The 14,138-nt window shown below is 69.7% G+C and carries 11 protein-coding genes; 9 read left to right on the plus strand and 2 right to left on the minus strand.

Annotated features, from left to right (window positions below):
• The first annotated feature begins 135 nt into the window (after window positions 1-135).
• The 9 genes from AC1DKV_RS31015 to AC1DKV_RS31055 all read left to right on the plus strand — a co-directional run bounded on the left by AC1DKV_RS31015 (window position 136) and on the right by AC1DKV_RS31055 (window position 10,664).
• Window positions 136-732 carry a TetR/AcrR family transcriptional regulator gene (locus AC1DKV_RS31015; protein ID WP_441619205.1) on the plus strand — a complete coding sequence of 199 codons (597 nt, stop codon included), beginning with the start codon at window positions 136-138 and terminating at the stop codon, window positions 730-732.
• 74 nt (window positions 733-806) lie between these two features.
• Window positions 807-2,126 (plus strand): MFS transporter, encoded by a 1,320-nt coding sequence (locus tag AC1DKV_RS31020; protein ID WP_477138771.1) that lies wholly within the window; start codon window positions 807-809, stop codon window positions 2,124-2,126.
• A 317-nt stretch (window positions 2,127-2,443) separates the two neighbouring features.
• On the plus strand, window positions 2,444-4,474 hold the full coding sequence (locus AC1DKV_RS31025) for a hypothetical protein (protein ID WP_477138772.1): 2,031 nt from the start codon (window positions 2,444-2,446) through the stop codon (window positions 4,472-4,474).
• A gap of 24 nt (window positions 4,475-4,498) precedes the next feature.
• Window positions 4,499-4,678, plus strand: coding sequence for a hypothetical protein (locus tag AC1DKV_RS31030; RefSeq protein ID WP_441619284.1), 180 nt, complete (start codon window positions 4,499-4,501; stop codon window positions 4,676-4,678).
• Window positions 4,679-4,758: 80 nt separating this feature from the next.
• Complete coding sequence (locus AC1DKV_RS31035) at window positions 4,759-6,891, plus strand: phosphocholine-specific phospholipase C (protein ID WP_477138773.1); 2,133 nt, start codon at window positions 4,759-4,761, stop codon at window positions 6,889-6,891.
• Between the two features lie 130 nt (window positions 6,892-7,021).
• Entirely contained in the window at window positions 7,022-7,891 is an 870-nt protein-coding gene (locus tag AC1DKV_RS31040) for a LysR substrate-binding domain-containing protein (protein ID WP_477138774.1), read from the plus strand.
• Between the two features lie 122 nt (window positions 7,892-8,013).
• On the plus strand, window positions 8,014-8,700 hold the full coding sequence (locus AC1DKV_RS31045) for an HAD family hydrolase (RefSeq protein WP_477138775.1): 687 nt from the start codon (window positions 8,014-8,016) through the stop codon (window positions 8,698-8,700).
• A gap of 165 nt (window positions 8,701-8,865) precedes the next feature.
• A complete protein-coding gene (locus tag AC1DKV_RS31050) occupies window positions 8,866-9,894 on the plus strand; it encodes a M14 family zinc carboxypeptidase (protein WP_477138776.1) in 1,029 nt (342 codons plus the stop codon).
• On the plus strand, window positions 9,891-10,664 hold the full coding sequence (locus tag AC1DKV_RS31055; protein WP_477138777.1) for an alpha/beta fold hydrolase: 774 nt from the start codon (window positions 9,891-9,893) through the stop codon (window positions 10,662-10,664). Before AC1DKV_RS31050 ends, AC1DKV_RS31055 begins: the two co-directional genes overlap by 4 nt.
• Here AC1DKV_RS31055 and treF read toward each other — a convergent pair.
• Window positions 10,661-12,343, minus strand: a complete 1,683-nt coding sequence (treF, locus tag AC1DKV_RS31060; RefSeq protein WP_477138778.1) for an alpha,alpha-trehalase TreF — start codon at window positions 12,341-12,343, stop codon at window positions 10,661-10,663. The two genes, AC1DKV_RS31055 and treF, sit on opposite strands and share 4 nt — an antisense overlap.
• A 234-nt stretch (window positions 12,344-12,577) precedes the next feature.
• Window positions 12,578-14,138 (minus strand): putative bifunctional diguanylate cyclase/phosphodiesterase (locus AC1DKV_RS31065; protein ID WP_477138779.1); only part of this gene is annotated, 1,561 nt, incomplete at its 5' end.

Raw genomic sequence — 14,138 nt, forward strand, 5'->3', positions numbered from 1 at the left:
ATGCCTCCTTGAGGGCGGAAGGATGCTGCGAGCCAGGGCGGCCAGCAGCTTTTTAAATGATGAGCAACATTTATTGAATAAATTATGGGTGTCATATAAAATCCGGTCAAGAAAAAACTTGCCAGGAGAGCGGACATGGCGCGCGCATCACGAGAACAGGCAGAAAAGAACCGCGAAGCGATCGAGGCAGCATCTACAAGGCTGTTCCGCGAGCGCGGACTGAACGGCGTCAGCGTGGCCGAGCTGATGGCCGGGGCCGGCCTGACCCATGGCGGCTTCTATGGACACTTCTCGTCCAAGGACGCGCTGGCGGAGCTGGCGTGCAAGCGCGGCTTCGAAGAATCGGCGCGGCGCTGGGCGGGCCGCATCGGCCGCGGCGGCGACGACAAGCGCGCCATGCGCGCCAACCTGGTTGAACCCTATCTGACGCAGGATCACTGCGCGCACCCCGGCGAGGGCTGCTCTGCGGTAGCGCTGGCCAGCGACGTGGCGCGCGAACCCGCGGACAAGCCGGTGCGGCAGGCCTATATCGACGGCCTCAAGGTCATGGTCGAAGACTGGATGAAGACGGTGGCGCACGATGACCCGGCCGAGCGCCGCAAGCTGGCGCTGGCGCAACTGTCCACGCTGGTGGGCGCGATGACGCTGGCGCGGGCGACGGCCGGCGACGCATTGTCCGACGACATCCTCGCCGCCGCGCACGACATGCTGCTGGGCCCACTCGCACCGTAAGGACAAGCAACGCCSACCCCTCGCTCACAAAACCGAACCGAAACCGAAACCGAAACCCTGCTCCTGGATACTTCATGTTTGCTCAAGCGCTTTCCAGCCGGCTCGACCGGCGCGGCATCCACTACGCCTGGCTGATCGCCGCCATCACCTTCTGCGTGATGCTGACCACATCGGCCGCCCTCGGCCTGCCCGGCGCCTTCCTCAAGCCGCTGACCCGCGAGATGGGCTGGGATACGGACCAGATCTCGTCGATCCTAGCCTTCCGCTTTGCGCTGTTCGGCCTGATGGCGCCGTTCTCGGCCATCCTGATGGAACGCTTCGGGGTGCGCAACGTGGTGTGGGCCGCGCTGGGGCTGATCGCCGGCGGCATGGCGCTGGCCACGGTGGCCACCGAGCTGTGGCAACTCTTTGTCGCCTGGGGCCTGATGCTGGGCGTCGGCTCCGGACTGACCGCGCTGGTGCTGGCGGCGGTGGTGGCGAGCCGCTGGTTCAGCGCGCGGCGCGGGCTGGTGATCGGCGTCCTGACCGCGAGTTCCGCCACCGGGCAACTGGCGTTCMTGCCGGTGGCGGCCTGGCTGATCGAGCATATGGGCTGGCGCACCGCCGTGCTGCCCGTGCTGCTGGCCTGCGCGGTGCTGGCCGTGCTGGTGTTCTGCTTCATGCGCAACCGCCCGGCGGACGTAGGCCTGGCGGCCTTCGGCGAAGTGCCGCAGAAGGTGCCGGCCACGGCGGCCCAGCCGCCGGCGGCTCCCGCGCCGCTGACGCTGCGCGGCCCSTTCGTGGTGCTGCGCGAYGCSGCCCGCAGCCAGACCTTCTGGGTCCTCGCCGGCACCTTCTTCATCTGCGGCCTCAGCACCAACGGCCTGATCCAGACGCACTTCATCTCGCTGTGCGCGGACTTCGGCATGAGCGCGGTGCCCGCCGCCGGCGCGCTGGCCATGATGGGCGCCTTCGATTTCGTCGGCACCATCCTGTCGGGCTGGCTGTCGGACCGCTATGACTGCCGCAAGCTGCTCTTCTGGTACTACGGCCTGCGCGGGCTGTCGCTGTTCTGGCTGCCGCACTCCACCTTCACKCTGTACGGCCTGTCGATCTTCGCCATGTTCTACGGCCTGGACTGGATCGCCACGGTGCCGCCCACGGTCAAGCTGGCAGGCTCGGCGTTCGGCAAGGAGCGCGCGCCGATGGTGTTCGGCTGGATCTTCGCCGCCCACCAGGTCGGTGCCGCCACGGCCGCCTTCGGCGCCGGCCTCACGCGCACCCTGCTGCTGACCTATACGCCGGCCCTGTACGCCGCCGGCGCGGCCTGCCTGGTGGCCGCGCTGATGGCGCTGGCGGCCGGACGCAAGACCGCCCGTGCCGGCGGCAAGCCCGCGCAGGCAGCCAACGCCTGATCGCCCGCAGCGCCCGCCGCTCGCGCGGGCGCTGTCCTGTCCCTCTCCTGCCCCACCGCACCGGCCTCACCCGCCTCACCCGCCTCACCCATCCCCCCGCATTTTCCGCTCCGCAGCCACGCCGCCCGGCCCTGGCTGCGCTTCGCGCATGCCTGTTCCATCAGGAATGCGAATAGGCGCATMAGCATTCTTTGCCCGCCTGTCACCCGGCTGACAACCCCTTTTCTTACTCTGCCAACGCGTCACGGGCAGCGTGATTGGCAGCGCCGCCGTTGCGGCGCGCGGCTAGCGAKACAACAGAAAAGAGGGAAGCAGACATGGCATGGAAACAGCAGGCACGCGTGGCGTGCAGCCTGGCCCTGGCGGGCGCGGTAGCAGCATGCGGCGGCGGCAGCGATGCGCCGGCGACCGTTGCCCCGGACCAGGGCAATGCCGGCAACGGCAACGCGGGCGCCACCAGCAAGAAGATCCTGCTGGTCGGCGTGGACGGCGCCACCTACAGCCAGCTGCAGAGCGCGATGATCCAGCGCGGCATGCCCAACCTGGCCACGCTGGCGATCACGCCTTCGTCCACCGGCGGCAGGCTCGGCACCACCACCGAGCAGGCACCGCTGGACGGCCCGGGCTGGGCCACCGTGCTGACCGGCACCTGGCAGGACCGCCACKGCGTGAACGACGACGTGGCGACCCTCGGCGGCCTGAAGGCCCCGACCCTGTTCCAGTACCTGCGCACCGCCAACGCCAGCAGCGCCGGGGCCGCCAGGCAGCGCCTGGGCGTGGCCAGCAGTTCGGCAACCCTGCCGGCACTGCTCAAGGCMGACGCGGCCACCGGCAATATCGATTCGCTACGCGACTGCGCCTACGACGACGGCTGCGTCACGCAGGAAGGCCTGAAGCTGGTGCAGTCGGGCTACGACGTGGTCCTTGCCCAATACGCCGCCCCCGACCTGGCCGCCGCGACGCAAGGCTTCCAGGGCGGCGGCTACGCGAGCGCGCTGGCCGCCTTCGACCAGGCGCTCGGCAAGCTGCTGGCCGCCGTGCAGGCGCGCCGCCAGGCCAACGCCGGCGAAGACTGGCTGGTGGCCGTGACCACCAGCCACGGCCTCGACGCCACCGGCGCCACCACCACGCTGCCCACCGTGGAAAACCGCACCGCCTTCATCGCGCTGAACAAGCCGTTCAACGCAGCGCTGGCCAGCAACCTGCCCGCCGCACCGGCCACCGCCGCCGCGCTCTCGGCGCTGCCGGGCGAGACGGACCTGCTGCCCACGCTGCTGGCCCATGGCGGCGTGGCCATCCCCGCCGCGTCGTACAAGCTCGACGGCTCCGCGCTGACCGGCAGCGCCGGCGCGCGCGCACTGAAATCCACCGTCGGCACCTTCAGCGATTCGCTGGTGCTGTCCTGGCAGAATCCTGCCGCCGCCACCGGCGACATGACGCTGCTGCGCGACGGCGTGCAGATCGCCACCCTGCCCGCCGGCACCACCAGCTACGAGGACAAGACCCTCAACGCGCCAGCCAGCGGTGTCTACCGCTACAACTACACGCTGGTGCGCAATGGTGTGCCCGCCTCCCTGCTGGCGCAGATCAACTACGTCAAGCCGGTCGTGCTGGCCGACACGCTGCGCAACAACCTCGCCGCGTACTACAGCTTCGAGACGCTGCCCGCGGTCGACGCAAAGGGCACCACCACCATCGGCCCGTGGGTGGCCGGCACCGACGGCGGCTCGCCCGGCACCGACAACTTCGGCACCAGGTCGCTGAAGGTCAACTCCAACGTMGACGCCTACGTGCTGAACCAGAGCGGCGCCGATATCGCGCTGTCCCCGCAGTTCACCATCGGCTTCTGGTTCAAGTCCGACTGCACCCAGGGCAACGGCACCGGCGAGCCGATCCTGTCGAACAAGAACTACGTCTCTGGGTCGAACGCCGGCATCGCCATCGGCCTGTTCGGCAGCTGCGAGGTGCGCTTCAACATCGGCAGCGGCGGCAAGCGCGACGACATCCAGGGCATGAAGTTCAGCGCCAGCCAGTGGGCCTACCTGGCCCTGTCGGTCAACGCCACGGCCAAGACCTTCAGCGCCTACATCATCGACCCGGTGATGGGGGTGCAGAAGAAAGAAAACCAGGCCATCGTCAACACCGACGTGACCAGGCTCGGCGGCCTCAACACCAGGCAGTGGGGCATCAATGACGACGCCACCCACGCCTACGTGCCCAACAACGCCGGCTCGCTCAAGGGCGTGATGGAGTTCAACGACCTCGCCATGTGGACGCGCCAGCTCAGCCTGGCCGAGCTGCAGACCATCACCGGCTCGCGCCAGCCCCTGTCCACGCTCAACCCCTGATTCCCCACGAGAGCAAACGTGACCATGAAGCCTTCGATCTCGATTCACGCACTGCCCGCATGGCTGGCGGCGCTGGCGCTGTGCGCCGTGCTGAGCGCCTGCGGCGGCGACGCCGGCGACAACAACGCAGCCCAGCCTCCCGCCAAGCCGGCCGAGCCCGGCGCACAACCGGCGGTGACGCCGCAACTGCGCTGCGCGCCCTGATGGATGGGCAGGCCCGGCACCGCGCCGGGCAACGTCCGCACMAACCGACCAGCCGAACAGCCTAGCCAGAACCAATCAAGATGAGCCTTCACAGCAGACGCAACTTCCTCAAGATGGCCGGTGGCGCCTCCGCCGCCGCGGCGCTGGCCGCCTTCCCGCCGTCGATCCGCCGCGCCCTGGCGATTCCGGCCAACAACGCCACCGGCAGCATCCGCGATGTGGAGCACGTGGTGATCCTGATGCAGGAAAACCGCTCCTTCGACAATTACTTCGGCACGCTCAGGGGCGTGCGCGGCTTCGGCGACCGTTTCCCGATCCCGCTGGCCGGCGGCCTCAACGTCTGGCAGCAGACCTTTACCAACCGCATCGTGCAGCCGTATCACCTGGACAGCGCCACGGGCAACGCCCAGCGCGTGAGCGGCACTCCGCACAGCTACCCCGACGCGCAGAACGCCTGGGACCTGGGCCGCATGAACAAGTGGCCCACCTACAAGCAGACCCAGTCGATGGGCTACTACACCGAGGCCGAGCTGGACTTCCAGTTTGCCCTGGCGAACGCCTTCACGCTGTGCGACGCGTATCACTGCGGATTCCACGGCGGCACCAACACCAACCGCCTGTTCCACTGGACCGGGACCAACGACCCCACCGGCGCCAACGGCKGGCCGGTGATCGACAACAGCGGCGACTCCATGGGCGCCTCCACCGGCGGCTACCGCTGGACCACCTATCCGGAACGCCTGCAGGCCGCCGGCGTGAGCTGGAAGGTCTACCAGAACATGCCGGACAACTTCACCGACAATCCGCTGGCCGGCTTCGTGCAGTACCGCAAGGCCAACGAAGCGCGTGGCAATGCTTCCAGCGGCAGTCCCTACCCGGCCTATACCGTCGCCGACGAAGCCATCAACCCGCTCATCAAGGGCATCGGCAACACCATGCCGGACAACGGCTTCCTGCAGGCGCTCAAGGACGACATCGCCGCCGGCGGCCTGCCGCAGGTCTCGTGGATCGTGGCCCCGGCCAACTACTCCKAGCACCCCGGGCCTTCGAGCCCCGTGCAGGGCGCCTGGTACACGCAGGAAGTGCTCAACGCKCTCACCGCCAATCCGGACATCTGGAGCAAGACCGTCCTGCTGATCAACTTCGACGAGAACGACGGCTTCTTCGACCACGTGCCGCCGCCATGCGCGCCGGCCTACGACGCCAGCGGCGTGCTGGCCGGCAAGTCCACCGTTTCCACCGACGGCGAGTACCACACCGACAAGCATCCCTACGGCCCCGGCCCGCGCGTGCCGATGTACGTGGTGTCGCCCTGGAGCCGCGGCGGCTGGGTCAACTCGCAGGTGTTCGACCACACCTCGGTGCTGCGCTTCATGGAGGCGCGCTTCGGCGTCGCCGAAACCAATATCAGCGCCTACCGCCGCGCCATCTGTGGCGACCTGAGCTCCGCCTTCAACTTCGTCAGCCCCAACAGCGCGGCCCTGCCGGGCATGCCCAGCCGCACCAAGACCGCCGCCGATGCCGTGCGCACCGCACAGGAGGCCAAGGCGCAGGTGCCGCTGCCCACCGAGAGCGCGCAGGCCGCTGCGCCCGCCACCCAGCAAGCCGGCCAGCGCCMGTCCCGCGCGCTGCCGTACGAGCTGCACGTGAGCGGGCGCGAGGATCCGGGCTCGCGCGTCATGTGGCTGCTGTTCAGCAACACCGGCAACGCCGCCGCCGTGTTCCATGTGTACGACCGCCTGCACCTGGACCGCGTGCCCCGCCGCTACGTGGTGGAGCCCAGCAAGGAACTGCACGATAGCTGGGACGCCTACGCCGCCGACAATGGCAAGTACGATCTGTGGGTGCTCGGCCCGAACGGCTTCCACCGCAGCTTCCAGGGCGACGTCAGCGCCGTGGCGGCGGCCGGCGGCACCGCGCCGGAAATCCGCGTGTGCTACGACGTCGCCAATGCCGCGGTCTACCTGACCATGATCAATACCGGCCCCGCGCCCTGCACCTTCACCGTCACACCCAAGGCCTACCGCACCGACGGGCCCTGGAGCTTCGACATCCCCGCCGGCAAGCAGCTCGACCAGCACTGGCCGCTGGGCCTGCAGGACAACTGGTACGACTTCGCCGTCACGGTGCCGCAGGGCGGTTTCCAGCGCCGCTTCGCCGGGCGCGTGGAAACCGGCGCGGACGGCAAGTCCGATCCCGCCCTGGGCAAGTAGGCGCGGGGAGTGGCCCCGGGCCTGGCCGCCCGGCCCCGCGTGCAGCGCCGCCGCCCCCGTGGCGGCGCTGCGCGGAACTGTCACAAAGCGCCGCTAGACTGGCGCGCTTGCTTCCTTCCCCCGGATTCCCATGCTCGGCGACCTGCTGACGACGTTTTATGAAGTGGCGCGCCAGGGCAGCATCACCACCGCCGCCAAGCAGCTGCGCGTGAGCCAGCCCACCGTCACCGGCCGCATCCGGCAGCTGGAAGAAAGCTACGGCGTGGAGCTGTTCTACCGCCGCGGCGGCCGGGTCGACCTCAGCGATGTCKGCGTGGCCCTCATGCCCGTGGTGGAACAGCTGATGCAGCACGAGGGCAGCGCGGATTTCCTGCTGCGCAACGCCGGCAACCTGCACCTGGGCAAGCTGCGCGTGGGCGCTACCGGCCCCTACTACATCCTGCCCAGCGTGGCCGCGTTCCGGGAACGCTACCCGGCCATCGGGATCAGCCTCGACATCGGCAACTMGCAACAGATGCTGGACGCGCTGTTCGAGTACCGCATCGACGTCGCGGTCTCGTCGCACGCCGTCGACGACGATCGCCTGGCCCGCATCACCCTGGCGTCCGATCCCATGGTGCTGGTGGTCGACCCCGGCCACCCGCTGGCGCGCGCGCCCAGCGTCACCCTCGCCCAGATCTCCGGCTGCCACCTGCTGATCCGCGAACATGGCTCGATGACCCGCAAGGCGGTCGAGACGGCGCTGGAAGATGCCGGGCTGAAGCTGCCGTCGAGCACCGTGATCGGCAGCCGCGAGGCCATCTACGAAGCCATCCGCCAGGGCCTGGGAACGAGCGTGGTGCCGCTCGGCGAAGTCCCGCGCGATGCCGGGCTGTGCGTGGTACCGTTCGCCAGCCACCCGCCGGTACTGCACGAGTACCTGTACTGTCTCCAGGKCCGCACGCATACCCGCCTGATCGGCGCCTTCCTCKAATGCCTCGCCCCCCGCGCAGCCGCCTAGGCGAGCGCTTTCCCGCGGCGGCGGAAATTCGCCGATAACGGTATCGGAATTCTTGCGCCGCGCATCACGCGCGGGTCACCGCGCCTGCCCATCCTGTGCGGTTTTCCGACCGGAGACGGCGCATGCCCCGCCTTGCCTTGTTTGACCTCGACCACACCCTGCTACCGCTGGACAGCGAATACGAATGGGCTCGCTACCTGGTGGCGGCCGGCGCCGCCGACGCGCGCGAAGTCGAAGCCAACAACGCGCTGTGGCTGGCCGAGTACAGCGCGGGGCGACTCGACTTCCGGCGCCATGCCGCCTTTGCCCTCGGCCTGCTGGCACGCCATCCGCGCGCGCGCCTGGAGGCGCTGCGCGCGAGCTTCATGCGCGAGGTGATCGTGCCTGCCATCCGCCCGCCAGCCCGCGCGCTGCTGGCCCGTCACCGCGATGCCGGCGACCTGTGCTGCATCGTCACGGCGACGTGCCGGTTCGTCACCGAGCCGATTGCGGCGGCGCTGGGGGTGGAGCACCTGGTGGCCGTGGAGGCCGCGTGCGACGCGCGCGGCGGGTTCACCGGCGCCGTCGCCGGCGTGCCGAGCTTCGGCGCKGGCAAGATCGAGCGGGTTGCGCAGTGGCTGGCTTCGCTGGGCTTGCGGTGGGACCGGTTCGAGCGCACMGCGTTCTATAGCGATTCCCKCAACGACATTCCGCTGCTCGAGGCGGTGAGCCATCCCGTGGCGACCAATCCGGATGCCGCGCTTGGCGCCTTGGCGACGGCGCGGGGGTGGACGATACTAGAACTGTTCGCACCCGGGATGGCCGGGTAGGCGCCCGCGCACCGGCACGGTCCGTGCCTCGGAGTCAGATTCGAAGCCGGATTCGAAGCCGGTGCACGGACAACCTCATCCGCCGTCACGGGGATTTCACATTGGCGGCCGATGATGGGCGCAACCCCGTCTGCCTGGACCGCGCCCCCGGATCTGCCCTCGCCCATGCCCCTGCCCGCCGCCGACGGTTTCGCTGAAATGCGGCAACTGGAAGCCCTGCTCGAAACCGGCGCGCATCGCCTGGACGCCCGCTGCGTCGGCGAGGTCAGCGCAGGCGCACAGCGCTTCCCCCTCTACACCGCCAGCATCGGCTCGGACGACCCGCGCGCACCCGCCATCGGGTTCTTTGCCGGCATCCACGGCCTGGAGCGTATCGGCACCCACCTGCTGCTCGACTACATGCGCATGCTGCTGTGGCGGCTGGAGTGGGACGAGTTGCTCGAGCKGCAACTGCAATCGGTGCGGCTGCTTTTCATGCCCATCGTCAACCCGGGCGGCATGTGGGCGTCCACGCGCGCCAACCCCAACGGCGTCGACCTGATGCGCAACGCGCCGCAGGACGCCGTTGGCCGCGTGCCGCCGCTGGCCGGCGGACAGCGGCTGGGCCCGTGGCTGCCGTGGTATCGCGGCAGGCTGKGAGCACCGATGGAGCTGGAAAGCACGGCCATGCTGCGCGTGGTCTCCGAGCAATTGCAGCAACGCCCCCTGAGCTTCGCGCTGGACTGCCACTCCGGCTACGGCTGGGGCGACAGTATCTGGTTTCCGTACGCGCGCACGGCCGCGCCGATGGCGCACCTGCCCGAAATGTTCGCGCTCAAGACGATGTTCGAGCAGGCGCATCCGCACCACGGCTATGCGTTCGAGCCGCAGAGCAACCAGTACCTGCTGCATGGCGACCTGTGGGACTGGGCCTACGACCATACGCCGCCGGCCAACATCTTCCTGCCGATGACGCTCGAGCTGGGTTCCTGGCTGTGGATCAAGAAGAATCCGCGGCAGCTGTTCTCGCGCCATGGCTTCTTCAATCCGGTCAAGGCGCACCGCACCGAGCGCGTGCTGCGCCGTCACGCCAACCTGCTCGACTTCCTCGGGCGCGTGGCCTACGCGCCCGAGCGCTGGCTGCCGCGCGGCGAGCGGCGCGCGCAATTGCTGGCGCAGGCCACGGCGCAATGGCAGGGCGGCCGGCTCCGATGAACGCCCGGCTCAACGAATGGATCCTGCTGCGCGGGCTCACGCGCGAAGCGCGCCACTGGGGGGCGCTGCCCGCCGCGCTGCGGGCGCGTTGCGGCATCACGCGCCTGACCCTGCTGKACCTGCCCGGCAACGGCACGGAGGCGGCACGGCGCGCACCACCGAGCGTGGCGGCSATGGTCGAGCACATGCGCGCCAGCGCGCGCCGGCAGGCCCTGGCGCCGCCCTACCGCGTGCTGGCGATGTCGCTGGGCGCCATGGTGGCGGCGGAATGGGCGCGGCGCTACCCGCAGGAGATCGGCGCGCTGGTGCTGGTCAACACCAGCATGCGGCCGTTTGGCAGCGTGGCGCAGCGCCTGCGCCCGCGCAACTGGGCGGCGCTGGCCGGCATGGCGCTGCGCTGGCAGGACGGCCCCTATTGCGAGCGCACCATCCATCGCCTCACCTGCAATACCAGGGCCGCCCTGGCTGCCGACGTGGCGGCATGGAGCGCGATCCGCGCGAGCGCGCCGGTGAGCCGAGGCAATGCGCTGCGCCAGCTATGGGCCGCGGCGCGCTACCGCGCCGCGGCGGCGGCGCCGCGCTGCCCCACGCTGGTGGTGTCCTCGGCGGCCGACCGCCTGGTCGATCCGGAGTGCTCGGCCCGCCTGGCGGCGGCATGGGCCGTGGCACAYCGCAGGCACGCGTGGGCCGGCCACGACCTGCCGCACGACGACCCGGCCTGGCTGGCCGCCACCGTGGCGCACTGGATGCGCGAGCCCGGGGCAAGCTAGCCCGGCTCTCCCGCGCGCGAGGCGCAGGCCGCGTGGCTGGGATGCTGCTGCAGCAGGCGGCGCACCACGCCGTTGGTCCAGCCGAAGCCGTCCTGCAGGAGATACTCGCCGCCGCCACCGCCCACGGCCCCATGCGGCGCATGCCGCAATGCGTATTTCTCCACCAGCTTGTACTCGCGGCGATAGAGGCTGGCCACGGTATGCAGCCAGCGGTGCGCGATCTCGCGCGCGAGCGCACGCTGGCCGTGGYGCGCAAACCCGCCGATGGCCAGCCATTGCAGCGGCGCCCAGCCATTCGGCTGGTCCCACTGCTCGCCGCTGATGCGCTCGGTGGTGGCCATGCCGCCGGGTTGCAGCAGGCGCGCGGTCACGGTGCGTGCGAGCCGCGCCGCCTGCGCGGGGCTGGCGGCATCCACGTAGAGCGGCATCACGGTGGCCGCCGTGAGGTTGGCGCGGGGCTGGTGGCGCTGCCAGTCGAAATCGAACCAGGCACCTTCGGCCTCGTTCCACATCAGGTGGTCGATGGCATGCCGCCGCGCCTGCACGCGTGCCAGGAAGTCCGGCGCGTCCGCCTCGCCCGCGGCTGCCGCCAGCTCGGCCAGCTTCGTCTCCAGCTTGTACAGCAGGCTGTTGAGATCGACCGGCAGGATGGCCGTGGTCCGTATCGTTTCCAGGCCGCCGCCGGGCTCCTGCCAGCGCGAGCTGAAGTCCCAGCCCGATTCCGCCGCGGCGCGCAGGTCGCGGTAGACCTCGGGCGCGGGGCGCGACGAGGCGGCGGCCGTGCCGATATCCTCGATAAAGGCTTCTTCGCGCGGCGTATCGCGCTCGTCCCAGTAGCGGTTGAGCAGGCTGCCGTCCGCGAGCCTGACCACGCGCCGGCAAGCCTGTCCCGGCGCCAGGTGCTCGGCGCCGCGCATCCAGAACGCATACTCCTTGCGAAGCTGCGGCAGGTAGGCCAGCTCGGGCTTCACGCCGTGGTCATCGAACAGCTCCACCATCAACGCGAACACGGGCGGCTGCGAGCGGCTGAGGTAGTAGGTCCGCGTGCCGTTGGGAATCACGCCATAGGTATCGAGCAGGTAGGAGAAATTGTCTGCCATGCCATGCAGCAGGCTGGCGTCGCCGCTGACGGTCAGGCCCAGCATGGTGAAGTAGGAGTCCCAGTAATAGAGTTCGGTAAAGCGCCCTCCCGGCACCACGTAGGCATTGGGCAGCGGCAGCAGCGAGCATTGCGGCGGGTGCTCCGCCGGATGGCGCGTGAGCACCGGCCACAGAGCGTCGATATGGTCGCCCAGGGTCTGGTGGGGATCGGAGACATAACGGCTGCGCGGCACTTCCTGCAGCGTGAAATGCGCCTGCACGAAGCCCGCGAGGTCGAATCCGGCAGCGCCCGCGCTGGCCCGGTATGCGGTCAGGATMGATTCCGGGTCCTGGCGCGGGATGGCATCGGTGAAGGTCTTGCTGTCGCTGAAGACGCGGGCCATCTGCACCGCGACGAACAGTTCCTGGTAGCGGTCGGCGGGCGTGAGCGGATCAGCGTGCGCGCATCCGGGCAGCCGATGGGGAGAGACATGGTGGCCGCCGCTGCGATCGCCCACCTCGCGCACCGGTCCCGGGTGCGGGGACCCTGCCTCGGGGCCCGGTGGCTGGCATGCGGCGACGCGGGGCAGGTCCTTCATGACGGGCTTGAGCCGCCATGGCCGCCATCGCCGCCATCGTCGCCATCGGCTTCGATGACGCCGCCGATGCCCGCCTGGATGCGGGTGATCCGTGCTGGCACTGCCGCTCCCTGTTCTGGTCCGGGCGGCGGCCAGGGCGGCCGCCGATAAGGGATCAGAGTGCGGCCCGGCAGGCGAGTTCCGCGCGCTTCCCGGGCGAGATGGGGTTCGCCGCGCGCCCGCGCGCCTCGTGCGTCACMCTGGCGATCGGGAGCGGGGGTCTGCCTGCGCCTGCGGCGCCACGAGCACGGCATGGTCGCGGCGGAACAGCGCGAGCGGTTGCGGGCGGCCGAGCAGATAGCCCTGCGCTTCGTCGCAGCCTTCGGCTTGCAGCAGCTTGAGCTGCTCGGCGGTCTCCACGCCTTCGGCCAGCACCGGGATGGCCAGGCTCTGGCCAAGCGCCAGGATGGCGCGGATGATGGCCTTGGCCTGCTGGTTCCCGGCGATCTCGGCGATAAACCTGCGGTCCAGCTTGATCTTGTCGAACGGGAAAGAACGCAGGGTATCCAGCGAGGAATTGCCGGTGCCGAAATCGTCGATGGCGATGCTGACGCCCAGCGCCTTGATGCCGCGCAGGATGTCCAGCGCGCGCTCCCTGTCGCCGGTGATGGTGGATTCGGTGATCTCGAGTTCGAGCCGGCCGGCTTGCAGTCCGGTTTCCTCCAGGAGGCGCGCCACCAGCGTCACCAGGTTGCCGTGGGTGATCTGCACCGGCGACAGGTTGACCGAGATCTTGCGCGGCAAGGTCCATCGCGCGGCCTCGCTGCAGGCGGTGCGCAGCACCCACTCGCCGATCGGCAGGATGGCGCCGCACGCCTCGGCCAGCGGCATGAAACTGTCGGGCKGGATCAGGCCGCGCTCGGGATGCTCCCAGCGCAGCAGTACCTCGCAGCCGATCGCCTCGCCGCTGGCAATCGCGGTCTGCACCTGGTAGTCGAGCACGAACTGGTTGGCGGCGATGGCCATCCACAGCTCGCCGGCCAGCGCGCGGCGTTCGCGCTCCGTCTCATCCATGCGGCGTTCGTAGAAGCAGATCGATTCCGACAGGCTGCCCTTGGCGCGGCGCATGGCCAGGCCGGCATTGCCGACCAGCTGGTCGCGGTGCGTGCCGTCGCCGGGATAGATCGCGATGCCGATGCTGGCGCTGGTGGTGAGGTCGTAGCCATCGAGCCGCACCGGCTCGCTCAGGCAGGTCACCAGGCGCGCGGTGAAATCGCTCAGTTCGGTTTGCCGCGTGAAACGCTTGACGGCCATGAACTCGTCGCCGTCGATGCGGGCGATGAACTCGCCCGGCTGCATCTGGGCGGCAATACGCGCGGCAAGCGTGCGCAGCACGGTATCACCCGCGGCGCKGCCGTGCAGGTCGTTGACCTCCTTGAAGCGGTCCAGGTCGATGCCCAGCGTGGCCACCTGGCAGCCCTGCAGGTGCGCGCGCTGTAGCTCATCGTCCAGGTAGGCATCGAGGAAGCTGCGGTTTGGCAGCCCGGTCAAGCCGTCGTGACGCGCCAGGTGGTGGATCTTGGCCTCGATACGGCGTTGCTCGGTGACATCCTCGCAGGTGGTCACCCACGCCCCGTCGGGCATGGCGCTGTGCGACAGCGCGATGGCGCGCCCGTCAGGCAGCGCTTCCACGCTGCGCCAGTTCTTGTGGCGGCGCAGGATATCGCGGTGGCGTTCCGACAACGACTGCGCATACTGCTCGGCACGGGCTTCGGGCTGCCCCGCTTCGGCGGCGTGGTCGCGGCCGGTCCGGCCC

Source organism: Cupriavidus sp. 05T41, from assembly GCF_056396525.1.

Excerpts from the sequence above, each read along its gene's own strand:
- AC1DKV_RS31030 (WP_441619284.1), top strand. The coding sequence starts at position 4,499 with ATGAAGCCTTCGATCTCGATTCACGCACTGCCCGCATGGCTGGCGGCG.
- AC1DKV_RS31015 (WP_441619205.1), top strand. The coding sequence starts at position 136 with ATGGCGCGCGCATCACGAGAACAGGCAGAAAAGAACCGCGAAGCGATC.